This window comes from Variovorax sp. J2L1-78 (genome assembly GCF_030317205.1).
GTDB classification, from domain to species: domain Bacteria; phylum Pseudomonadota; class Gammaproteobacteria; order Burkholderiales; family Burkholderiaceae_C; genus Variovorax; species Variovorax arabinosiphilus.
Genome location: NZ_JASZYB010000001.1, coordinates 1,986,987 through 2,009,837, shown reverse-complemented (window position 1 = coordinate 2,009,837; position 22,851 = coordinate 1,986,987). Strand labels below are relative to the sequence as shown.

Genomic DNA, 22,851 nt, shown 5'->3' with positions numbered 1-22,851 from the left:
TGTGACCGAACGATCATTGCCGCCCGGCCTGCACCGCGACACGCTGGCCGTGCGCACCGCACTCGAGCGCAGCCAGTATGGCGAGAACTCGGAGGCGCTGTACCTCACCAGTGGCTTCGTGCAATCGGACGCCGAGACCTCCGCCGCACGTTTTGCCGGTACCGAAGAGGGCTTCACCTACTCGCGCACGTCCAACCCGACGGTGACCAGCTTCGAGCGCCGACTGGCCGCCCTCGAAGGCACCGAAGCCGCCATCGCCGCATCGAGCGGCATGGGCGCCATCCTGATGATGTGCATGGGCCTGCTCAAGGCGGGCGACCATGTGGTCTGCTCGCGTTCGGTCTTCGGCTCCACGCTCAACCTGTTCGGCAAGGAGTTCGCGAAGTTCGGTGTGGAGACGACCTTCGTGTCGCAGACCGACGTGGCGCAATGGCGCGCCGCGTTGCGTCCGACCACCAAGCTGCTTTTCGCCGAGACGCCGACCAATCCGCTGACCGAGGTGTGCGACATCCGCGCGCTGGCCGACCTGGCGCACGACGCCGGCGCCCTGCTCGCGGTCGACAACTGCTTCTGCTCGCCGGCCTTGCAACGCCCGACCGAACTCGGCGCCGATCTGGTGATCCATTCGGGCACCAAGTACCTCGATGGTCAAGGCCGCGTGATGGCCGGCGCCATCTGCGGTCCGTCGCGTCTGATCGTCGACGTGTTCGGCCCCGTGGTGCGCACCGCCGGCATGGTGCTGGCGCCCTTCAACGCATGGGTCGTGCTCAAGGGCATGGAAACGCTCGGCATCCGCATGCAGGCGCAATCGGCCAATGCGCTGGCCGTGGCGCAATGGCTCGAAGGCCACCCGATGGTGTCGCGCGTGCATTACCCCGGTCTCGCATCGCATCCGCAGCATGAACTGGCGATGCGCCAGCAGTCGGGGCAGGGCGGGGCGGTGCTGTCCTTCGACGTGCGCGGGGATGACCCGGCCACGGCGCGGAAGAACGCCTTCCATGTGATCGACAGCACCCGTGTCGTGAGCATCGCCACCAACCTGGGCGACACCAAGACCATCATCACGCACCCGGGCACCACCTCGCACGGGCGCCTGACCGAAGCACAGCGGCAAGCGGCCGGCATCGGCCAGAGCCTGATCCGCCTCGCCGTCGGCCTGGACCATCTCGAAGACATCAAGACCGACCTGCTGCGCGGTCTGGACTCGCTCCCCCAATGACTCAACACGTAAGAACGCGCATCGCGCCATCGCCCACCGGCTTCCTGCACCTGGGCACCGCCCGCACTGCGCTCTATTCGTGGGCCTATGCGAAGCACCATGGCGGCCAGTTCGTGCTGCGCATCGAAGACACCGACGTGGCGCGCTCCACGCAGGACGCGGTCGACCAGATCCTCGCGTCGATGAAGTGGCTCGGCCTGGACTACGACGAAGGCCCGATCTACCAGATGCAGCGGCTCGACCGGTACAAGGCCGTGGTCGCGCAGATGCTCGAGGCAGGCACGGCTTACCACTGCTACTGCACGCCGGAAGAACTCGAGGCCACGCGCGAGGCACAGCGTGCCCGCGGCGAGAAGACGCTGTACGACCGCCGCTGGCGCCCGGAGCCCGGCAAGGTGCTGCCGCCGGTGCCTGAAGGCGTGCCGCCGGTGGTGCGCTTCTGCAACCCGGTCGACGGCGACGTGACCTGGAACGACCTCGTCAAGGGCGAGATCACCATCAACAACCGCGAGATCGACGACCTGATCATCGTGCGCCCGGACGGTGTACCGACCTACAACTTCGCGGTGGTGGTCGACGATTGGGACATGGCGATCACGCATGTCTTCCGTGGCGACGAGCACATCAACAACACGCCGTGGCAGATCAACATCTTCCGCGCACTGGGTGCGCCGCTGCCGGCCTTCGGCCACCTGCCGGTGATCCTGGGCGACGACGGCCAGAAGCTGTCGAAGCGCCGCGGCGCGGTGAGCGTCACGGCCTATGAAGAGAACGGCTACCTGCCCGAGGCGATGCTCAACTACCTGGCGCGCCTGGGTTGGAGCCATGGCGACGACGAACTCTTCACGCGCGAGCAGATGGTCGGCTGGTTCGATGGCTCGCATCTGTCGAAAAGCCCGGCCCAGTGGGACGCGGCCAAGCTCGCATGGGTCAACGGCCAGTACATCAAGGCCAAGGCCGACGACGAGCTCGCGCCGCTGGTCGCAGCGCAACTGCAGAAGCGCGGCATCGTGGCCGATGCGCGGCTGACCGCCATCTGCGCGCTCTTCAAGGACCGCTGCGAAACCACGGTGGCGTTGGCCGACTGGGCTGCCGCCTTCTATGCCGACGTGACGCCGAGCGACGCGGACCGCGCACAGCATGTGACCGATGCCGTGCGCCCGGCGCTGGCCACGCTGGCCGACAAGCTCGCCACCGTGGCCGCGTGGGACAAGCCGTCGATCGCTGCAGCGATCAAGGAAGTCCTCGCCGCGCACGCCATGAAGATGCCCGCGTTGGCGATGCCGGTACGTGTTCTCGTGATGGGGACGCCGCAAACGCCCTCGCTCGATGCGGTGCTCACCATCTTTTCTAAAGAAAAAGTGATCGAGCGTTTGAAGGGCTGATTTTTCAGTCTATAATCTGAGGCTCGACACCCAAGGGGGTATAGCTCAGCTGGGAGAGCGCTTGCATGGCATGCAAGAGGTCATCGGTTCGATCCCGTTTACCTCCACCATTGGTTTGTCGAGTAGAAGAAACAAGTGCTGATCTCAGCACGGTTCCTAAGGTTTTGACCCTATCGTCTAGAGGCCTAGGACACCACCCTTTCACGGTGGCTACCGGGGTTCGAATCCCCGTAGGGTCGCCAGTTTCATGCAAGTGAAGCCGGCACAAGTGGTCAACACTTGGCTTCGCAAGAAGCGAACGTTGTCTACCAGGAGTGGTAGTTCAGTTGGTTAGAATACCGGCCTGTCACGCCGGGGGTCGCGGGTTCGAGTCCCGTCCACTCCGCCAGTATTTTGGGGTCGCCCCAATGAAAAAAGCCACCCTCGGGTGGCTTTTTTGCGTCCTTCTCCGTCGTCCGTTTCAGAAGTCCACTCGCAGGGTCGCGCCCAGCGTTCGCGGCGTTCCGATAGAGGCCACGTAGGCGCCATTGGCGGTCGCCGTCACGGCCTGGACATAGCGCTTGTCCAGGGCGTTGCGCAGCCAAAGCGACAGGCTCCACAGCTGGCTGCCGCGCACCAGTTCCCATCGTGTGGCGAGGTTCAGCAGGCCGTAGGCGGGCACGCGCGAGTACACCGACGCATCCAGCGTCCCGTCGCGGCCGGAACGCCAGGCGTATGCGGCCGATACCGCATGCGTCAACGACGGTGACCAGCGGTAGCGGTATTCACCGCCGATGTTGAGGATCCAGCGCGGCGCACCGGCCACCTGCCGCCCCGACAGATCGCAGCGCGCTGCAGGCTGCGGGATCGCGATCTCCGACGGGCACGGTGCGTTGTCGTAGCGCATGTAGCGGGCGTCGTTGAACGACGCGTTCGACCACAGCGTCAGGCCGCGCATCGGCAGCGCCTTCAGCTCGAGCTCCACGCCGCGTGAGCGCAGGTCGCCCGCGTTGGTGAGGATCTGCACATAGTTGCCGACGCCCGCGCCCGAGGGCACCAGGTACGCCGTCTGATAACCCCGCACGATGGCCGCGAAGGCGTTCATGTTGAGCTGCAGGTGGTCGTCGAGGAAGCGGCTCTTGATGCCGATGTCCAGGCTCTCGACGCGTTCAGGGCCGACCAGCAGCGACTGCACACCCAGCGGCCCCGGTGCGGCGCCCGGGCCGGCGAGGTTGATGCCGCCGGACTTCTCGCCGTGCGACAGGCTCGCATAGCCAAGCAGGGTGGGTGCGAAGCGGTAGCTCGCGCTCAGCAGCGCCGATGGGCTGGTCTGCCGGATGCGCAACGGCTTGGTGTCGTACGCGCCGAGCACCAGCGGGTTGTCGCGCAGGAAGGCGGTCGCCGGCGATCCGCCCGTCGAGTTGCCGCGATCGATGCGCGCCTTCTTTTCCTCCTGGGTCACGCGCAGGCCGGCCGTGAGGTCGAGTTCTGGCGTGGCGTGCCAGGTGGCTTGTGAGAACAGCGCGTGGCTCTGCGTGTCGAGCGCACCGAAATTGATGCTGGACGAATTGGCGAACACCGGCAGGGCCGTTCCCTGCAGCACGATGTCGGCCCGCGAACCGAAGTCGGTCCAACCCTGGTTGCGCAGGCGCTGGTGCAGCAGGTAAGCCCCCACCACGTAGTCGACCGTGCCGCCTGTCGGGCCGGCCAGCCGCAGTTCCTGCGACACCTGTTGCTGCTTCACGGTGCTGCCGCCTTCGAGCAGCACGGGGATATTCAGGCTGTCGTTCGTGATTCGTGTGAAGCGCCAGTCGCGTGCGGCGGTGATCGATGTGATCTCCGCACCCGAGGCGAGCTTCCAGCGCGCTTCTGCAGAGAGCGCGTCCTGGTCGCTGCGCACCGACTCCTCACCATCGATGTTGACTTCGTGCTGCCGCGGATCGGTGACGATGCCGGTCGCGCCACCGGCCAGCGCGCGCGCCATCGCGAGGCCCGGCCCGAGCCCGTAGGTCACGGCCGTGCCGGCGCTCGAACGCTCGCGGTGGTGCTCGGCGATCAAACGCAGGCTGAAACCGTAGCTGCCGTGCACCAGCAGCTGTCCACGTGCGCCGGAGCGGTCGCCGCCACCCAGCTTGTCGTTGTTGTAAAGGTTGGTGATCGCGCCGCCCTCGTGCGAGCCGTATACGAGGAGTCGCCCGGCCACGTCGTCGGACAGCGCGCCCGAAAAGATCGCCTGGCCCTGTGCAAGGCCACGCTGGCCGGCCGACCACTGCAGGCTGCGTTCGGTGTCGAAGGTGGGGGCGCGCGTGTGGATGCTCAGCACGCCGGCGGTAGTGTTCTTGCCGAACAGCGTGCCCTGCGGCCCGCGCAATAAGTCGATGCGTTCGATGTCTAGCAGGTCGAAGGCCGCCATGCCGGTGCGGCCGAGGTACACGTTGTCGACGTACACGCCGGTGCTGCCCTCGAGCCCATCGTTGCTCGGATTGAGCCCGATGCCGCGCACCGCGATGCTTATCCGGCGCGCGTCCGGTGTCGCGATGCTGGTGCTCGGCAACTGTTGCGCGAGGTCGTCGATACGCTCGACATGCTGCGCCTCGAGTTCGCGCCCCTCGAGCACCGTGACCGGAACCGGTACGGCCTGCGCGGCCTCGTCGCGGCCCCGCGCGTTCACCGTCACCGTCGTCAGCGTGCCGGGGACCTCAGGCTGCGCGGCCGTTGCGATGCTTGCGCTTGAAAGGACGAGGCCCCAGGCCACCGTACGACGCCGTGATGCGCCACGTGCATCGCGTTGCTTGATCTGCATGGGTCATGGAAGCGCGGGCCTCCTCTGCTGTTGGTTCGGGCCGTACTGTAAGCGGCAGTCAATTCCGTTTTACCCGCGGGGCATGGCGTCTTCGGGCCCCCTGTTCGGTAGGACCAGGCGAAAGGTCGAGCCTTCGGTGCTGGTGTCGACCAGCTTCACGTCGCCGCCGTGGCGCCGCGCGATCTCGCGCGCCAGATGCAGGCCCAAGCCCGATCCCGCGACGGTCGCGACCGCGTCGGATCGGAAGTACTTTTCGAAGATGCGCGCCACGTCCGCGTCCGGCACCCCGCTGCCCTGGTCGGCCACGTCGATCTGCACCGCGTCACCGACCTGAAGCAGCGCGACGCGCACGCAGCTCTCCGAAGGCGAGTACTTCAACGCGTTGTGCATCAGGTTCTGCAGCGCGATCTCGATCAGCGAACGGTCGACCCGCACGTCAGCCAGCGGATGTCCCGCCGTCAACTGCAGGCGCTCCGACCCGTGCAGGTTGAAGCTGTCGCACAGCCCGCGCGCCAGCGCCTCCATGTTGACGGGCTCCAGCCGCAACGCGCGCTGTTCCAGGTGCAGGCGGTCGGCGACAAGGATGTTCTCGATCAGCATCGACAGCCGCTGCACCGAGCGACGGATCCGCCCGGTGCGCAACTTGACGGCCGGCTCGGTACCGAGCTTCGACAAGTCGAGCGATTGCGCTGCTGCATCGATCACGGCCAGCGGAGTGCGGAATTCGTGCGACACCATCGAGACGAACTCGTGCTGCTGCTCGGCCGTCCGGCGCGTGACGTCGAGCGACTGCAGCAGTCGCTTTTCCAGCCGGCTGCGCTTGGCGATCTCTTCGCGCAGGGCGACGTTGGCACCCGCCAGTTCGGCGGTGCGCCGTTCCACGGTGGACTCGAGCACCTGCTCGGCCTCGATGTGCATCGACAGCGCACGCTCGCGATGCTCGCGGACATCGCGCTCGGCGCGTCGCGTGCGGTCGGCCACCGCCACGTTCAACACGGTCAGGTGGGTGAGGGTGCCGAGCATGTAGAGGTGTTCGGGCGGGGCGCCGGGCACCAGGTCGCCGAGCCAGAGCTTCAGCAGGCTGTAGATCCCGATCACCGTGCCGATCGAAAAAGCCGACGCCGGCAGCAGGTACTGAAACTGCCGGCGCACCAGCAGCAGGTGGCAGACGAACAGGGCACCGAAGAGGGTGGACGCGGCACTGCCGATGCCGACCCAGACGCCGATCCGGGTGTGGAAGTCCGTCAAGGCCAGGCCGAGTGCCACCCCGTTGAACACGGCGACCGCATCGAAGAAGCGCGCCGCTGGGCGCCAGTGCTGGCGGAAGCTGAAGATGCGCGCCATGAACAGGGTCGCGACCACGTTGAAGAAGCAGTTCACCGCCTGCACCGCCTGGGCCACGCGCTCCGGGCGCGTGTCCAGCACCCATTCGGCCAGATAGCCCAACCGCGTGGTGGTGAGCATGATGGTGCAGAGCACGTAGAGCGCGTAGTGGCCGTAGAGCGTGTCTTTCAGCCAGACCATGAAGATCAGGTTCATGCAGATCGCCAGCATCGCCGCGCCCATCAGCACGCCGATGGCCGTGTAGTCCTGCGTCTGGAAGCGGTCGAAGCCGGCGGGTTGCCACAGGTCCAACTCGGCGCGCAGCGGCGGGCCGTCGTTGTGCAGCCGCAGGAAGTAGTCGCCGGCGGTCGTCGTCACATCGATCGGGAAGACGAAGTTGTGGTCGGGCACCGGGCGGTCGACGAAGGGCCGGCGGTCGCCCAGCGGCGTCTCGACGAAGCCGCCGCGCCCGTCGGGCGCATACAACGTGGCCTCGTTCATGCGCGCCGGCCGCAAGCGCAGCAGCCAGCGCGACGGGGCGTTCGGCGTGCGCGCCAGCGAGAAGCGCAGCCACACCGCGTCGCGGGTGTAGCCCGCTTCCACGGGGCCCTCCACCGGCTTGAAGCCATGCTGTTGCGGCTCGCGCGACACATCCTCGACGCGCCACTGGCCGGAGGGGTCGTTCTGCAACGCGAGGGCGCCCATGAGGTCGACCGCCCGCTCGAGCCCGTCGGACGCGGACAGCATCACCGCGTGCGCGGGCAGGCCGAGCGCGAGCCACCCGACGACGGCAAACAGGCCGCGGCACAGCATGCGACGCAGGGTGGAGCGGGTGGCAGGGGGCGGGTAGGCGGGCTGGAGATGCATGGGGCGGGCGGCCCCGGCCTGTCAGCCAGATGCACGCAGCCTGCGAATTTACAATTGATTGAGATGCCATCGACGAGTTCTGTCCCACCGCTGCGGGTCCACGTGATCGAGGACGACGACGATCTCCGCGAAGAGATGGTCTTTGCGCTCGGGGAACTGGGCTTCGAGGCGCAGGGCTTTCCCGCCGCGCCGGCCTTCTACAAGGCCTTCGCGCTCGCCCCCTGCGACATCGCCGTGGTCGACATCGGCCTGCCGGGGGAGAGCGGGCTGTCCATCGTGTCCCACCTTCGGAGCATTCGCCAGATCGGCGTGGTGCTGGTCACCGCTCGCGGTCAGCTGGAAGAGCGCCTGCTCGGCCTGCGACACGGCGCCGACGCCTATCTGGTGAAGCCGGTGCACATGGCAGAGTTGGCGGAAACGCTGAATGCCATCGCACGCCGCCTGCGCACGGAGCCGGCCATCGCCGTCGACGTTCATGCTGATGCACCGGCGCCTGCGCCACAGGAACCGAAACGCAGCGGGCCCTGGCGGCTGCTCGAGGGCGACTGGGTCCTGAGCGACCCGGAGGGGCGCCGCATGAAACTGACCACCAGCGAGCGAGCCTTCGTCGCCTGCTTGTTTCGCCACCGTGGCTCGGCGGTCAGCCGGGACGAACTGATTCGGGCACTCGGCGGCGATGTGTTCGACTTCGACGGACACCGTATCGATGCGATCGCGAGCCGCGTACGCCGTAAGGCCGAGAAGCTGGGCATGCGGCTGCCGCTGCATTCGGTGCGCGGCACGGGCTACGTGCTCGTGAAATAGCCGGCGCACGGCCGTTCGTCGGCGTGCTGGCGGCCCGATCCGGGGCGGGTTGTGGCGGGTTACCAACGACTCGAACCGTGACAAATATCACGCATTCTGGACATTCGCTCAGTGCGACCCGCGCGGGCTTCTCGCGCCATGTGTCTCGCGAATGCACACCGTTTCAAGGGAGCGCCCACTCCGGAAACGGGTTCACATTTGTCAAGAACCGTCAGGAACTGTGATCAATCCTGGATGAATGTAACTAAATCTATCTGCACCATCGCGGCCGTCGCATGACTTCCGACTGACGCCCCTGCGCTCAGTCGTCGCATGCAGCCCGCCGCCCGGTGAGAGGCCGCGCATCTTGCGCGGTGGCCCCGGCGGCTCATTCGAGACGACCGCCCGCATGACCATCCTGAGTACCCCGGGGCCGCGCCCCCTGCTGCCTGCCGCCGCCCGGATCGCCCGCCGGATCGCCGCCATTGCGGCATCCTCGCTGCTCTTGGCCGCCGCCGCCCATGCCCAGTCCCGCATCTCGGCGCTGGAGCCTACCCCGGCCATCGTGCCGGCCCGCGCCCAGGTGACGAACCACGTCCTCGTCGCCGAACTCAACAGCTCGCCGGTCGGTGCGCCTGGCACCGGCTTCACCTTTACCTTCCCGGTCGGATCGATCTATCAGGGCACGGGGGCGCTGCCGGCCGGCGTGAGCTGCAGCGCGACCGTGCCGGTGGGCAGCGCCGGCCCCGGCAGCGTGCAGTGCTCCGGGATCACGCTGGCGGCCAGCCAGACGGTGGACATCGGCATCGTGCTCGGCACGGTGGCCGAGGGCTCGCTCTCGGTGACGGCCACGATCGACGGCGGCGGTTCGTCCGAAACCAAGACGATCACGGTGAACAAGGGGGCCGACATCGGCGTCACGCTCACCGCGCCGGCGAGCGCACCCAGCGGCAGCACGCAGCCGGTGGCCTTCACGCTGACCAATGGCGGGCCGGACGCCTCGACCGGCACCGTCCTGAGCTATCCCCTTCCGACGGGTTTCTCGGTGTCGCCCACTGGTCTGCCGGCCGGCTGCTCGATTTCTGGCGGCACCCTGAACTGCAACGTGGGCGCGCTCGCGGTGGGCGGCAGCACGACGGTGACTGTCCAGGGCGTCGTCATCGCCGCGTCGGGCTCGACCATCGCGCACCAAGCGGCTGTGGTGCCGGCGTCGGGCGCCGTCGGCGACGGCGTTTCGACCAACAACAACGCCAGCGGCGTGACCACCGTGACGCCGGGCAGCCTGCTGACCCTCGGCAAGACGCACGACGGCGGCCAGCTGTTGGTCGGCCAACGCTTCAACTTCACGCTCGCACCGCGCTTCAGCGGCACGGCGCCGACCGGTGTCACGCTGACCGACACCATCCCGGCGAACTTCGCGGTCGACGGCGCGCCCACGGCGGCCGCCGGATGGAGCTGCAACGTCGCCGGCCAGACGCTGTCCTGCACCCGCGCCGACATCGGAGGTGCAGGGGGCGCCAACGTCGCGCTCGGCAACATCGTCGTGCCGGTGCGGGCCATGACGCCGGGCACCGGCGTGGTCAACCAGGCCACGCTCGCGGCCACCGGGCCGGTGGCCGGCTCGGTCATCGCGCAGGCACCGGCCGACGTGGCTGTCTCGGACACCGACTTTCGCGCCGACAAGCGCCGCGGCTGGCCGCAAAACAGCGTGCCGCTGAACCAGCCCTTCGATTTCACGGTGGGCTCGAGCAACCTCGGCAGCACCCGCCTGCTGGCGGGTAGCACCGTCGCGCTGGTCGACAACCTGCCGGCGAACATGACGCTCAACAGCATCGCGCCGAACGGCTTCAGCTGCGCCGTGACCAAGGGTGGTGTGCCTGCGACGCTGCCGGTGGTCGGTCCGGCCGACGTCAACTGCAGTCGGGTCACCACGGCCGACATTCCGGTCGACGTCAGTGCGGGCGGCAATGCCCGCAACGGCGGCTTCGTGACACTCAACGTGACGATCACCACGCTGCCCACGCCGGCCGGCACCCTGCTGCGCAACCACATGTGCGTGAACGTGGCGCTGCCGGCCGGCGCGCCGACGGCAGGTGCCGACCCCGACGCCAACACCGGCAACGACTGCATGGACGTGGACACTGGTGTCGACGACTCGGGCACGGCCGCGGACGTCAAGGTGAACAAGCGCGTGATCAGCGCCCTCGGCGCCAGTGCCGGCAGCCCGCAGGTCGCGGGCAGCCCCGTTGTCTGGGCGATCGAGATCGTCAACGCCGGCCCGTCGGCGGCCCAGAACGTGGCCATCAGCGACAGCTTCGCCCAGGTGATCGGCACATCGACGGTGCAGCTGACGCCGAACGGTGGCACCTTCGCGGCCGGCTGCAGCGCGACCGCGCCGGCGGCCAACGGCACGGCCTTCCTTAGCAACTGCAGCCTGACGACGCTGCCGGTGTGCCGGGCCGCCGGTGCGCCGGTGACCGCCGATCCGCTGTGCCCGGTGCTGCAGGTCACGACCGTCCACTACGGCGACGGCGCCTCGGCCACCGACCATGCCTTCCGCATCGACAACAAGGCCAGCGCCGTGGCAGCGACCCCGGCCGACCCGGTGCTCGACGACGCCGGGCTGACCAACAGCGGCACCGCATCGGCCTACTACACCGCGCTGACCGATGTCACGGTGACGAAGAACGCCAGCCCGTCGACCGTGAAGGCCGGCCAACTGCTGACCTACACCCTCGCGGCGGTGAATCGCACCACCGCGCCGGACGGCGGCTTCAGCCGGGCCTATGCCGTCGAGGTGGTCGACACCCTGCCGTCGGGCCTGATGTTCCTGTCGGCCGTGGCCAATGGTGGCGGCAGCTGTTCCGTTACGCCGAGCACGACCGCGCCCACCGGCGCCGGCAACAACCAGTTGCGCTGCAGCTGGGCGGCCATCGACCGTAACCAGCAGCAGACGGTCACCGTGCAAGTGCGCCCGCTGGCCTCGACCGCCAACACCACGCTCACCAACGCAGTGACGGTCTCCACCACGACGCCGGAGACGCTTTCGACCAACAACGCGGCAAGCGCCCTGGCGGTCATCGAGGTCCCCGACTACGACCTGGTGGCACAGAAAGACGACGACGTGGACCCGGTGGATGTGGGCGACAACGTGACCTACACGCTGCGGGTGTCGAACAACCGGCCGTCGACGGCCGAGGGCGTGCGCATCATCGACACGCTGCCGGTGACGGTGGCGGGCGGCGAATCGGCCCCGACGCTGGTGAGCGTCACCGTGCCGGCTGGGGTGAGCTACGCGCTACAGGGTGGCGCAGCCGTCGGCGCGGTGGGCGGTCAGATCGTCTTCACCGTGCCGAGACTGGGTGGCAGCGGCACGAACGCGACCGGTGAAGCCAACAGCGTGTCCGTCCAGGTGGTGCTCAAGGGCGCCGGCAAGGGCGCCTTCGTCAACCAGATGGCGGTCGATTTCCTGGACAGCAGCCAGAACCAGTACGACGTGCCTGGCAACAACTTTGAGCTCGAAGGCACAGGCTTCCGCTACAAGGCCGACGTCGAGGTCGTGAGCAAGCAAGCGGTGGCGAGCGGCACAGCCACGCCCCTCACGAGCACGGCCACCAACCAGACCTTTGACTGGCTGGTGCTGGTGCGCAACAACGGGCCCCAGACGGCCGACACCACCGAGTTCCGCGACGCCTTGCCGAGCACCCTCGAAGTTGCCGGCACGCCGAGCTTCGTCGTGACCGCCGGCAGCTTCACGCCGGCCGCGCCCACCTGCGCGGTAGTCAGCAACGAGGTCGCCTGCGACATCGCTTCGATGCCTGCCAATGGCGTGGCGACGGTGCGCATTCCGGTGCGCTTCGTCACCGGCACGCCACCGGCCAATGGCACGGTCGTGACTAATACGGCCAGCATCATCACCAAGGGTTCCGGCGACACCAACGGCGGCGCCGTAACCACTGGGGGTAACAACTTCAAGAGTGGCCAGATCACGGTGCAGAACGCTGGTGTCAGCGGCCGTGTCTATGAAGACCTGAACGGCAGCGGCCAGCCCGACAGCGGCGAGCCCGGCATCGCCGGTGTGACCGTCACACTGACCGGCACCGATGCGGCGACGAGCAGCCCTGTCACGCTGACCACCACGACCGACGCCAACGGCAACTGGAACTTCATCGTTCCGGCCGGCACCTACACCGTCACCGAAGCGCAACCGACCGCCTACCTGCCCGGCATCACCCGGGCAGGCAGCGGCGCTGGCAGCACGCCGGGCACGGTGCCGGCGGGCACGGTCAACGGCCCCAATGGTTCCAACGCGAACGTCGTGCAGGCCATCGTCCTGTCGACGGGCGGCGTGTCGAGCAGCAACTTCTTCGGCGAGGTGCGCGCGGCGTCCATCGCCGGGCGGATCTACCACGACGTGGACTACGGCAACGCGTACAACGCGGGCGACCTCGGCATCGCCGGTGCGCTCGTCGCCCTCAGCGGCACCGACATGTTCGGCAACGCGGTGAGCGTGCCTGCCGCCGCCAGCGACGCGAGCGGCGCCTACAGCTTCGCCAACCTGCTGCCCGGCACCTATGCGCTGGTCGAGACGCAGCCGACCGGCTACGTCGACGGCAGTGACGCGGCCGGCACCGCCGGCGGCAGCACCGCGACCAACGACCAAGTCAGCGCCATCGTGCTGCGCTCCAACGTGACGGCCACCGGCTACGACTTCGGCGAGGTGCTGACCCGCATCTCGGTGCGCGTGTTCGTCGACCAGAACAACGACGGCGCACCCCAGGCCGGCGACACCGGCATCACCGGCGTGACCGTGCGCCTGACCGGCACCGACGCCGCGGGCAACCCGGTGAACATCCTCGCCGTGCCGACCGGCCCGGCCGGCAGCTACGAGTTCCGCAACGTGCCACCCTCGGGCGGCAGCGGCTACACCATCACCGAGACGCAGCCGACCGGCTACGCGCCAGGCAAGGCCAGCCCCAACGGGCAACCGGGCACGGCGCAGACCAGCGGCGACGTCATCACCGGCGTCACGGTGAGCAACACCGCGCCGCCGGCGACCCAGGGCGCCTACCACTTCGGCGAACTGCTGCCGAGCGGCATCTCGGGCCGCGTGTACTACGACCGCGACGGCAGCGGCCTGCAGGGCGCACCCGCGACCGAACCGGGCCTGGCCGGCGTGACCGTCACGCTGACGGGCGCCGACGACCAGGGCAACACGGTCAGCCTCACGACGCTGACCGACGCCGCGGGCAACTACAACTTCCCGAACCTGGCACCGGGCCTCTACAGCGTGACCGAAACGCGGCCGACCGGCTATGCGCCCGGCCTGACGCGCGCGGGCGCCGTGAGCGGAACCGGCAGCGTGGCCGGCACCGTGCCGACCGCCGGCACCGGCGTGAGCGCCGGGCCGAACGGCTCGAACGCCAACGTGATCCAGGGCATCCGCCTGGGTGCGGCCGGCGCAGGCTCGGCCGCCAACAACTTCTCGGTGGTGCGACCGGCCAGCCTCTCCGGCCATGTCTATGCCGACCTGACGCCCGCTAACGGTGCGCGCGATGCGGGCGAGCCGGGCATCGCCGGTGTGACGGTGACGGTCAGCGGCACCGACTTCCTGGGCAATGCCGTGACGCAGGTGCTCGTCACCGACGCCAACGGCGTCTACACGACCGCCACCTTGCTGCCCGGCAGCTACCAGGTCGATGAAACCCAGCCCGTCGGCGTGGCCGACGGCACGGAGGCCGTGGGCACTGTCGCCGGCACGCCGCGCGGCACCGCCAACCCGGCCAGCGCGAACGACCGCATCGGCAGCATCGCGCTGGTGTCGGAAGAAGCCGGCATCGATTACGACTTCGGCGAACGCGGCGGCCAGATCGCCGGCTGGGTCTATGTCGACAGCAACAGCGACGGCATCCGGCAGAACGGCGAGCCCGCCATCGCCGGCGTGTCGCTGCGCCTGACCGGGCGCTCGACGGGCGGGCTCGCGGTTGACATGACCGTGACCACCGACGCCACCGGCCGCTACGTCTTTACCGGTCTCGTGCCGGCCGACGCCGCCGGCTACACCGTGCGCGAAACGCAGCCGGTGACCTATGCCGACGGCCTGGATGCGGTCGGCACCGTCGAGGGCGCGGCCAGCGGCACGCTCGGCAACGACACGCTCGCCGCCATCGCCTTCGCACGCGGCAACGGCGACAACTACAACTTCGGCGAACGCGGCGCCTCGCTGGCCGGTACGGTGTGGAACGACGCCAACGGCAACGGCATTCGCGAGCCGCAGGATCTGCCGATCGCCGGCGTCACGCTCACGCTGACCGGCACCGACGCCGCCGGCGCGCCGATGACGCGCAGCGCCGTGACCGACGCCAACGGCGCCTACCGCCTGGCCGACCTGCCGCTGCCCGACGCCAACGGCTACGTGCTGACCGAGACGCAGCCCGCGGGCTACGACGAAGGCGGCGCCAAGGCCGGCACGCTCGGCGGCACGGTGCAGGGCACCAATGTGATCCGCGTGCCGATCTCCGCCAGCGCGCTCGACGGCACCGGCTACGACCTCAGCGAACGCAACAGCCAGCCAGGCTCGCTCAGCGGCCGCGTCTGGCTGGACGGCAACCACAACCGCGGCAACGACAGCGGCGAGGGCGGCGGCGAAGGCTGGACCGTCGAGCTGATGCGCTGCACCGACGGCAGCAACGCTTGCGCCGACAGTGCGCTGGTGCCGCTCTACAGCGTGGTCACCGGTGCCGACGGCAGCTACCGCTTCGGCGACCTCACGCCGGGCGAGTACCGGGTGCGCTTCCGCACCCCCGACGGCCGCTTGGTCGGCGGCACCTGGCCGACCGACCCGGCGCAGAACGCCGGCAACGGCCCGTACCCGACGCCGCCGGCGAGCGACCCGCGCGTTTCGATCAGGGTGCGCGTCGCGGCCGGGACAAATACCGTTCAGCAGGACCTGCCCTACGACCCGGGTGGCGTGGTGTACGACAGCGTCAGCGGCACGCCGGTGCCCGGCGCCACGGTGACGCTGGTTGGCCCGGCCGGCTTCGACCCGGCCCGCCATCTGCTGGACGGCCGCGACAGCTACAGCACCGGCACTGCCGGCAGCTACGACTTCTTCCTGCTACCCGGCGCGCCTGCGGGCGAGTACCGCCTGACGGTGGTGCCGCCCGGCGCGTACCTGCCGTCGTCGATGTTCCCCGCCGCGGCGGGTGCCCTCGGCACGCAGGCCTGCACGCCGCCGGCCGGCGGCCCGGTGCCGGCGCAGAGCAATCCTTGCGTCGTCAGCCCGGGCGGCTCGCTCGTCGCAGGTGCCGGCTACTACCTGGCCTTCCAGATGCCGGGGGGCGGCGGCCAGCACGTGGTGGCCAACAACATCCCGCTCGACCCGGCCAACACGACGCTGATCGAGCTGCGCAAGACCACCTCGAAACTGACGGTGAAGAAGGCCGAACTGCTGCCCTACCGCATCACGGCGCGCAACACGCGCGGCGCGGTGCTGACGAACGTGGCGGTGGTCGACACGCTGCCGCCGGGCTTCCGCTTCGTGGCGGGCTCGCTCACAGTGCGCACGCTGCCCGGTGGCATTGCGCTGCCGGTGGTGCCGCAACTCAACGGCCGCCAGCTGGTCGTGCCGGGCCAGAACTTCAACGGCAACGAGACCAAGGAATACCTGATGGTCGCCGGCGTCGGTGTGGGCGTGGGGGAGGGCGAGTACGTGAACCAGGTGATCGCCCAGCAGGGCGTTGGTGGCCGCGCGCTCTCGAACCTCGCCACCGCCGCGGTGCGCGTGGTGCCCGATGCGCTGTTCGATTGCACCGACGTGATCGGCACGGTCTACGACGACAAGAACGCTAACGGCTACCAGGACGCCGGCGAGCCCGGTATCGCCAACGCGCGCGTTGCCACCGTCAACGGCCTGCTGGTGACGACCGACGCCGAGGGCCGCTACCACATCGCCTGCGCTGCGATTCCGAAGGAAGGCACCGGCAGCAACCTGGTGCTGAAGGTCGACGAGCGCACGCTGCCGTCGGGCTATCGCACCACCAGCGAGAACCCGGCCGCCGAACGCGCCACCCGCGGCAAGGTGCTGAAGGTGAACTTCGGCGCCACCGTGCACCGCGTGGTGCGGCTGGCGCTGCAATCCAGCGCCTTCGAGAACGGCAGCGCCGCGCTGCGGCCGGCGCATGCCGCGCAACTGGCACTGGCCGTGACCGCCCTGGCCGAGAAGCCATCGGTGCTGCGCCTGGCGTACCGCGCCGCCGCCGGCGAGCCGGACGCCCTTGCGACGCAGCGCGTGGAGGCCGTCAAGGCCGATGTGCTCGCGCGCTGGAAGCAACTGGGCCGCGAGCGCGCGGACCGAGGCGAGCCACCGCTCTTCAACCTGGACGTCGAGGTCGAGCGGGTCCCCGCTTCCGAGAAGCCATGAGGCCCGGGAACGCCCCCGCCATGAACCCCGTTCAGCCACCTCTTCCGCAGCGAGTGCCCATGAGAAAGTTACCCCAGCGCATCGCCCTGGCGAGCGCAGCCACCAGTGCCTGCCTGGCCATGGGCCTGGCCGCCGCGCAGACCGCGCCGGCAACCGTCCACGGCAGCGCCGAAACCCGCGGGCGTATGCTCGACCGCAGCGCGGCCGATCCGCGCGCCGTGGAGCTGTCGGGCACCGACACCATCCCGCGCAGCTCGGAACAGGAACTGCCGCGCGCCGTCTTCCTGCTCGGCGACGAGCGCGCCCTGGTCGGCGGCACACCCGACACCAGCACGCCCGCCCAGCGCACACCGCGCAGCGACAGCAGCACGCCCCGCTTCGAATCGGGCGGGGACCTGCTGCGCCCGGCCGACCGCGAGGCGCTGGACCGCATCGTGGCGCAGGTTCAAGGCCGCGAAGGCCTGCGTTTCGAGATCGTCGGCCACACCGACGTCCAGCGCATCAGCCCGGCGCTGCAGGCGCGCTTTCCCGACAACCAGGCGCTCGGCCTGGCCCGCGCCCAGCAGGTGGGCCGCTACCTGACGCAGCAGCTCGGCTTGCCGGCGGGCGCTGCCAGCGCCGCCTCGCGCGGCGCCAGCGAGCCGCTGGCCACGCCGGCCGAGGACCCGGCACGCTGGGCCGCGAACCGGCGCGTCGAGGTGCGCGTGTTCTGGACCGACGTGACGCCCGCCGTCGTGCGGCCCGGCACGCCCGCGGTCGACCCGACCGCCTGCGGCGCGCTCAGCGCCTTCGGCACCGACGATGCGCCGCTGCGCCTCACGGTCGACGGGCAGCTGCTGGGCACCGACGGCGTCGCCGCGACCAGCGCCGATCGCCAGCGCTGCGTCGACGTGCAACTGGAGCGCAACCAGCTGCGCCTGCAGTACGACAACCTCTCGGCGCCGCGTCGCCTGAGCGCAGCCGCGTGGCCGACCACCGTGGTCGCCGGCGACACGGTGCGCTTCGCCGGCTACAGCAACTACCGCCTGTTCGCGGTGCGCGCGGAGCTGCGCCTCTTCACCGCCAACGACGTGATGCAACGCCGGCCGCTGGCCACCGTGCCGCTGGACGCCGACCTGCGCGGCGAATGGACGGTGCCGGCCGGCCTGCTCGATGCACGCGCCGACAGCACCGGTGGCAAGGTGTACTACCGCCTGCGGCTCTACGATGCTCAGGGCCGCTTCGACGAAACCGACGACCTGTCGCTCAGCGTGGCCGAGCGCCACGCGCCCGATCTGCGCACGCCCGACCCGGAACGCGAGCTGCTGCAGGCCTACGGCAAGAGCAACCTGGCGATCGCCAACATCCCGATCAAGGCCGGCACCGTGACCGCCAGCGGCGCGGCGATCCGACCCGGTGAGCGGGTGCGTGCGCTCGGCTTCGCGGTGCCGGTCGACGAGGCCGGCCGCTTCGTCTTCCAGCAACTGGTGCCGCGCCGCGTGCAGACCGGCGAGATCGCGGTCACCGACGCGCAGGGCACTGCGCGCATCTACCGGCGCGACTTCGAGCTGCCGACCAGCGACTGGTTCTTCATCGGCCAGGCCGATCTCACGGTTGGCAAGAACAGCGTCAGCGGCCCGGCCGCGCTGGTCACCAACGACCAGAACCGCTACGACGGCGGCAGCTGGAGCGAGGGCCGGCTGGCCGGCTATACCAAGGGCCAGCTCGACGACCGCTGGACGCTGACCGCCAGCCTCGACACCGAGGAGCGGCCGCTCAACGAGATGTTTCGCAACCTCGACCACAAGGACCCGACCTCGCTGTTCCGGCGCTTCGACCCGGCCGATTCGTGGAGCACCTTCGGCGACGACTCGACCTCGATCGAAGACGCGCCGACACAGGGCCGCTTCTACCTGCGGGTAGACGACGGCCGCTCGCAGGCGATGTGGGGCAACTTCAAGCTCAGCTTCGGCGACACCGAACTCACCCGCGTGAGCCGTGGCCTTTACGGCTTCCACGGTCGCTACCTGGGCGACGAGACCACCGCCTTCGGCGACGCGCGCCTCAAGCTCCAGGCCTATGCGGCCGAGCCCGGCACGCTGTCAGCCCGCGAGGAATTCCGCGGCACCGGCGGCTCGCTGTACTACCTGCGCAACCAGGACATCACGCGTGGTGCCGAACGGGTGAGCATCGAGGTGCGCGACCGCAACTCGGGTTTCGTCCTCAAGCGCACGCAGCTGGTGCCGACCTCCGACTACGAGATCGACTACCTGCAAGGCCGCGTGCTCCTGTCGTCGCCGCTGACCAGCCTGGCCGACGACGGCTCGCTCGTGCGCGCGGGCGGCTTCGCCGGCATGCCGGCCTACCTGGTGGTGGATTACGAGTACACGCCGCTGTCGAGTTCGCTCGACACCATGGCGACCGGCGGGCGCGTTTCCTGGTGGGCCAACGACCACGTGGGCGTGGGCGTGACCGCCGCGCGGCAGGACCAGATCGGCGGCGATCAGCGCCTGGCCGGTGCCGATCTCACGCTGCGCAAGACCGAGACCAGCTACCTCAAGGCCGAAGTGGCGCGCAGCGAAGGCCCGGGCACGCAGCAGTACGATTCGCTCGACGGCGGCTTCAACTTCAGCTCTGCGAGCGGAGGCTCTACTGGCCCCAACGGCCGGGCCAATGCCTGGCGCGTCGAAGGGCAGGCCGACCTGCGCGACTTCGAGCTCGCCCAGGGTGGCCGTGTCAGCGCCTATTCGCAGTCGCGCGGCGCGGGCTTTTCCGCGCCCGGCCAGTACGCCAGCAACGAAACCACACAGGCCGGCCTGCAGGCCAATGTGCCGGTCGGCGACACCGGCGAACTGCGGCTGAAGGCCGATCGCCGTGACGAACGCGATGGTTACAACAGCAACGTGTTCGATGCGCAATACGGCTGGCAGTTCGCCCCCGCGTGGAAGCTCGGCCTGGGGCTGCGCTATGACGATAAGACCGGCGATTCGCTCATCACGAGCCCGTCGCTGCCGACCACGCAGGCCGTGTTTGGCGAGCGTACTGACGTGGCGGTGCAACTGGACTACACCGGCGCCGACCGCTACAGCCTCTATGGCTTCGCGCAGAAGAGCGCGCGCACCACCGGCACCCGGCTGGACAACGATCGCCTCGGCTTCGGCGGCAAGTACCGCGTGACCGACAAGCTCGCGCTGCGCGGCGAGCTGTCGGGCGGCGACGGCGGCCTGGCGGGCAAGGCCGGCGTCGACTACCAGTACGACGACCGCTCCAGCGTCTACGTGACCTACGTGGCCGACACCGGCCGCACCGACGAGAACCTGATCGGCCGCGGCGGCAACCTGGTCACTGGCGTGCGCTCGCGTGTCGGCGACGGCCTGTCGCTCTTCACCGAGCATCGCCAGAGCACCGGCGAACAGCCCGGCCTGACCCACGCCTACGGCGTGCAGTACGCCCCCGACACGCACTGGACCTTCGGCGTCAACTTCGAGAACGGCTGGATCGGCGCGGAGACGCTCGGCGTGATGAAGCGTGAAGCGGTGGCGACCACCGTCGGCTATTCGAGCGACGCGGTAAAGTACAGCGGCGGCATCGAGTACCGCCAGGACGAGGGCAGCACCGAGCGCCGCACCAGCTGGTTGGTGAAGAACTCCTTCAGCTGGAAGGTCGACCGCGACGCGCGCTGGATCGGCAAGTTCAACTGGGCCGACAGTGACAGCAGCAGCGGCGCGCTCAACGCCGCCAAGTACACCGAGGCGATGCTGGGCTATGGCCTGCGCCCGGCGCTGGACGACAAGCTGAATCTGCTGTTCAAGTACACCTTCCTGTACGACCTCTCGTCGCCGGGGCAGGTGATCAATACCGGGCTGGACAGCAACATGGGCACAGTGACCAGCACTGGCATCGACTACCAGCAGCGCAGCCATGTGCTGGCGGTGGACGCGACCTACGACCTGAACGAGCGCTGGACCGTCGGCGGCAAATACGCCTGGCGGCGCGGCGACCTGCGCGCGAGCCGCGACGACTCGGCGCCGTGGTTCAAGAGCACCGCCGAGCTGGCGGTGGTGCGGCTCGACTGGAAGCTGGTGCGCAACTGGGACTGGATGGTCGAACTGCGCTCGCTGCGCGCCAAGGAACTGCACGACCGCAAGGACGGCTGGCTCACCGCGGCGTACTACCACGTCAACGAGAACTTCAAGGTCGGCGTGGGCTACAACTTCACTGACTACTCCGACGACCTGACCGACCTGAGCTACCGCAGCAAGGGGTTCTTCCTGAACGTGCTGGGCAAGTTCTGAGCGAGGCGATCGCTGTCAGGTCAGTGGTCTGCCGGGATGCTCAGGTGAGTTTGTACTGGTCGAGCGTGGCGCCTGCGGCGAGCCCCTCCTTGAGCCAGCGCGGCTTGGGGCCGAAGCCGCTCCACGCATTTCCGTGTTCGTCGCGGTACTGCTGCGCCTTGCGCTAGCGGGACGTCTTCGAGGGGCGGGCTGGGCTCGCCGTCGGTTCGCTGCCGATCGCGAAGCTCTCGAGCGACTTGCCGGCGGCCAACGCATCGCGAAGCCAATGGGGGCGGGGGCCTCGACCCGACCAGACCTTGCCCTGACCGTTGGCGTACTTCTTTCGATCGCGACCTTGATGCGTTCGACCACGCCGGCCACCTCCTGTCCTTGCGCCGTCGGCCTTTACGCCGCGTTTACGGTGCGAGAGGGTTGCCAGCTACGATGCCGGGCTCTACTCGCACCAGACCTGTGCCGCCCCACGATCCCATGGACCACCCCACGACTCCTGCCACGCCGCCCGCCGAATCCTTCCCCCCACCAGAGCCGCCCCCTTCGCGCCGGCGTCGCTGGATCGGCATCCTGATTGCGCTGCTTGTCGTCGCTGGTCTGGCGGGAGGCAGCTGGTACCTGATCAAGCGTCCGCCGGCCGAAGGCGCGGGCGGCTTCGGCGGCCCGGGCGGTCCCGGTGCCTTCGGCGCCGGCATGGTCACGGTGGGGCACGCGGCCGCGCGCCAGGCCGAGTTGCCGATCACCCTCGATGCACTGGGTACCGTGACGCCGCTGGCGACCATCACGCTCAAGGCGCAGGTCGGTGGCGTGCTGACCGATGTGCTTTTCACCGAGGGGCAGACGGTGAAGAAGGGGCAACTGCTCGCACGCATCGATGCGCGCCCGTACGAACAGGCGTTGATGCAGGCGCAAGGCACGCGCGTTCGCGACGAGGCGCAGCTCGAGGCGGCGCGCGTCACGCTGTCGCGCTACCGCACGCTGCTCGGCCAGGACTCGATCGCCCGCCAGGACGTCGACACGCAGGCCGCACTCGTCAAGCAGCTTGAAGGCACCGTCATCACCGACAAGGCGTCGGAAGCCGCGGCGCGCGTGAACGTCGAATTCACCCGCATCACGGCGCCCATCACCGGCCGCATCGGCCTGCGAGCGGTCGACCCGGGCAACACGGTGACCGCCAACTCGACGACCGGCATCGCCGTCATCACGCAGATGAACCCCATCGACGTGCAGTTCTCGGTGCCGCAGGACCGCGTGCCCGAGATCCAGCAGCAGTTCGCCCAGGGCAAGCCCCTGGCCGTGGCCGCCTTCGACCGCACGCGCAGCACCACGCTCGACCTCGGCACCTTCTCCACGCTTGACAACGTGGTCGACACCACCACCGGCACGGTCAAGGCCAAGGCGCGCTTCGAGAACGTCGCTTCGACGCTGTTCCCCAGCCAGTTCGTCAATGTGCGCCTCACGCTGCGTACCCTCAATTCGATCGTGGTGCCGGTGACCGCGGTGCGCACCGGCCCCAAGGGGCCATACGTGTATGTGATCGGCGAGGACCGCACGGTGCAGATGCGCACCGTGAAGCGCGGCGAGTCGACCGTCGACGTGGTCGCCATCACCGACGGGCTGAAGGCCGGCGAGCTGGTCGTGACCGAAGGCGGCGACCGCCTGAGCGAAGGCTCGCGCGTGCAGCTGCAGGGCGAGCGGCCGGCGGCCGGTCCGCGGCAGGGCGCCTCGGGCCCGCGCGCGGGCGCGTCAGGCCCGCGCGGCGAGCGTCGCCGCCGCGAAGGCGGCGGGCCGCCCCCCTGACCGGA

The 22,851-nt window shown here is 69.2% G+C and carries 9 protein-coding genes, 3 tRNA genes and 1 pseudogene; 9 read left to right on the top strand and 4 right to left on the bottom strand.

Going from position 1 to position 22,851, the window contains the following annotated elements:
* Position 1: 1 nt before the first annotated feature.
* The 5 genes from QTH86_RS09490 to QTH86_RS09470 all read left to right on the top strand — a co-directional run bounded on the left by QTH86_RS09490 (position 2) and on the right by QTH86_RS09470 (position 2,992).
* Complete coding sequence (locus QTH86_RS09490) at positions 2 to 1,219, top strand: O-succinylhomoserine sulfhydrylase (RefSeq protein WP_286644925.1); 1,218 nt, start codon at positions 2 to 4, stop codon at positions 1,217 to 1,219.
* The gene (gene gltX / locus QTH86_RS09485) at positions 1,216 to 2,604 is read left to right on the top strand and encodes a glutamate--tRNA ligase (protein ID WP_286644926.1); all 1,389 of its coding nucleotides are present in this window, start codon (positions 1,216 to 1,218) and stop codon (positions 2,602 to 2,604) included. The genes QTH86_RS09490 and gltX overlap by 4 nt, the downstream gene beginning before the upstream one ends.
* Before the next feature lie 34 nt (positions 2,605 to 2,638).
* Positions 2,639 to 2,714: transfer RNA gene (locus QTH86_RS09480), tRNA-Ala, on the top strand.
* Between the two features lie 56 nt (positions 2,715 to 2,770).
* Positions 2,771 to 2,846, top strand: a tRNA-Glu gene (locus QTH86_RS09475).
* A 69-nt stretch (positions 2,847 to 2,915) separates the two neighbouring features.
* Positions 2,916 to 2,992: transfer RNA gene (locus tag QTH86_RS09470), tRNA-Asp, on the top strand.
* Between the two features lie 72 nt (positions 2,993 to 3,064).
* On the opposite strand, the gene QTH86_RS09465 is transcribed toward QTH86_RS09470, so the two are convergent.
* Entirely contained in the window at positions 3,065 to 5,386 is a 2,322-nt protein-coding gene (locus tag QTH86_RS09465; RefSeq protein ID WP_286644927.1) for a TonB-dependent receptor, read from the bottom strand.
* A gap of 69 nt (positions 5,387 to 5,455) precedes the next feature.
* Complete coding sequence (locus QTH86_RS09460) at positions 5,456 to 7,576, bottom strand: sensor histidine kinase (RefSeq protein ID WP_286644928.1); 2,121 nt, start codon at positions 7,574 to 7,576, stop codon at positions 5,456 to 5,458.
* A gap of 102 nt (positions 7,577 to 7,678) precedes the next feature.
* On the opposite strand from QTH86_RS09460, the gene QTH86_RS09455 reads away from it, so the two are divergent.
* The 3 genes from QTH86_RS09455 (at position 7,679) to QTH86_RS09445 (ending at position 21,055) form a co-directional block, all read left to right on the top strand.
* Positions 7,679 to 8,380: a response regulator transcription factor gene (locus tag QTH86_RS09455; protein ID WP_286644929.1), complete on the top strand. Its 702-nt coding sequence runs from the start codon at positions 7,679 to 7,681 to the stop codon at positions 8,378 to 8,380.
* 388 nt (positions 8,381 to 8,768) lie between these two features.
* Positions 8,769 to 16,781: an SdrD B-like domain-containing protein gene (locus tag QTH86_RS09450; protein WP_286644930.1), complete on the top strand. Its 8,013-nt coding sequence runs from the start codon at positions 8,769 to 8,771 to the stop codon at positions 16,779 to 16,781.
* 59 nt (positions 16,782 to 16,840) lie between these two features.
* Positions 16,841 to 21,055, top strand: coding sequence for an OmpA family protein (locus QTH86_RS09445; protein ID WP_286644931.1), 4,215 nt, complete (start codon positions 16,841 to 16,843; stop codon positions 21,053 to 21,055).
* Positions 21,056 to 21,095: 40 nt separating this feature from the next.
* Here the strand turns inward: QTH86_RS09445 and QTH86_RS27045 are convergent.
* Both QTH86_RS27045 and QTH86_RS27040 read right to left on the bottom strand, forming a co-directional pair.
* A pseudogene (locus QTH86_RS27045) lies at positions 21,096 to 21,200 on the bottom strand (H-NS family nucleoid-associated regulatory protein); the annotation flags it as partial.
* An 18-nt stretch (positions 21,201 to 21,218) separates the two neighbouring features.
* Entirely contained in the window at positions 21,219 to 21,473 is a 255-nt protein-coding gene (locus QTH86_RS27040) for an H-NS family nucleoid-associated regulatory protein (protein WP_286646730.1), read from the bottom strand.
* A 50-nt stretch (positions 21,474 to 21,523) separates the two neighbouring features.
* Between QTH86_RS27040 and QTH86_RS09440 the strand changes: the two genes are divergently transcribed.
* Complete coding sequence (locus tag QTH86_RS09440; protein WP_286644932.1) at positions 21,524 to 22,846, top strand: efflux RND transporter periplasmic adaptor subunit; 1,323 nt, start codon at positions 21,524 to 21,526, stop codon at positions 22,844 to 22,846.
* Positions 22,847 to 22,851: the final 5 nt, after the last annotated feature.

What these genes read in the sequence shown, in the direction of transcription:
- QTH86_RS09450 (WP_286644930.1), top strand. Translation starts at nt 8,769, where the DNA reads ATGACCATCCTGAGTACCCCGGGGCCGCGCCCCCTGCTGCCTGCCGCC.
- QTH86_RS09440 (WP_286644932.1), top strand. Translation starts at nt 21,524, where the DNA reads ATGGACCACCCCACGACTCCTGCCACGCCGCCCGCCGAATCCTTCCCC.
- gltX (WP_286644926.1), top strand. Translation starts at nt 1,216, where the DNA reads ATGACTCAACACGTAAGAACGCGCATCGCGCCATCGCCCACCGGCTTC.
- QTH86_RS09465 (WP_286644927.1), bottom strand. Translation starts at nt 5,386, where the DNA reads ATGCAGATCAAGCAACGCGATGCACGTGGCGCATCACGGCGTCGTACG.
- QTH86_RS09460 (WP_286644928.1), bottom strand. Translation starts at nt 7,576, where the DNA reads ATGCATCTCCAGCCCGCCTACCCGCCCCCTGCCACCCGCTCCACCCTG.
- QTH86_RS09445 (WP_286644931.1), top strand. Translation starts at nt 16,841, where the DNA reads ATGAGAAAGTTACCCCAGCGCATCGCCCTGGCGAGCGCAGCCACCAGT.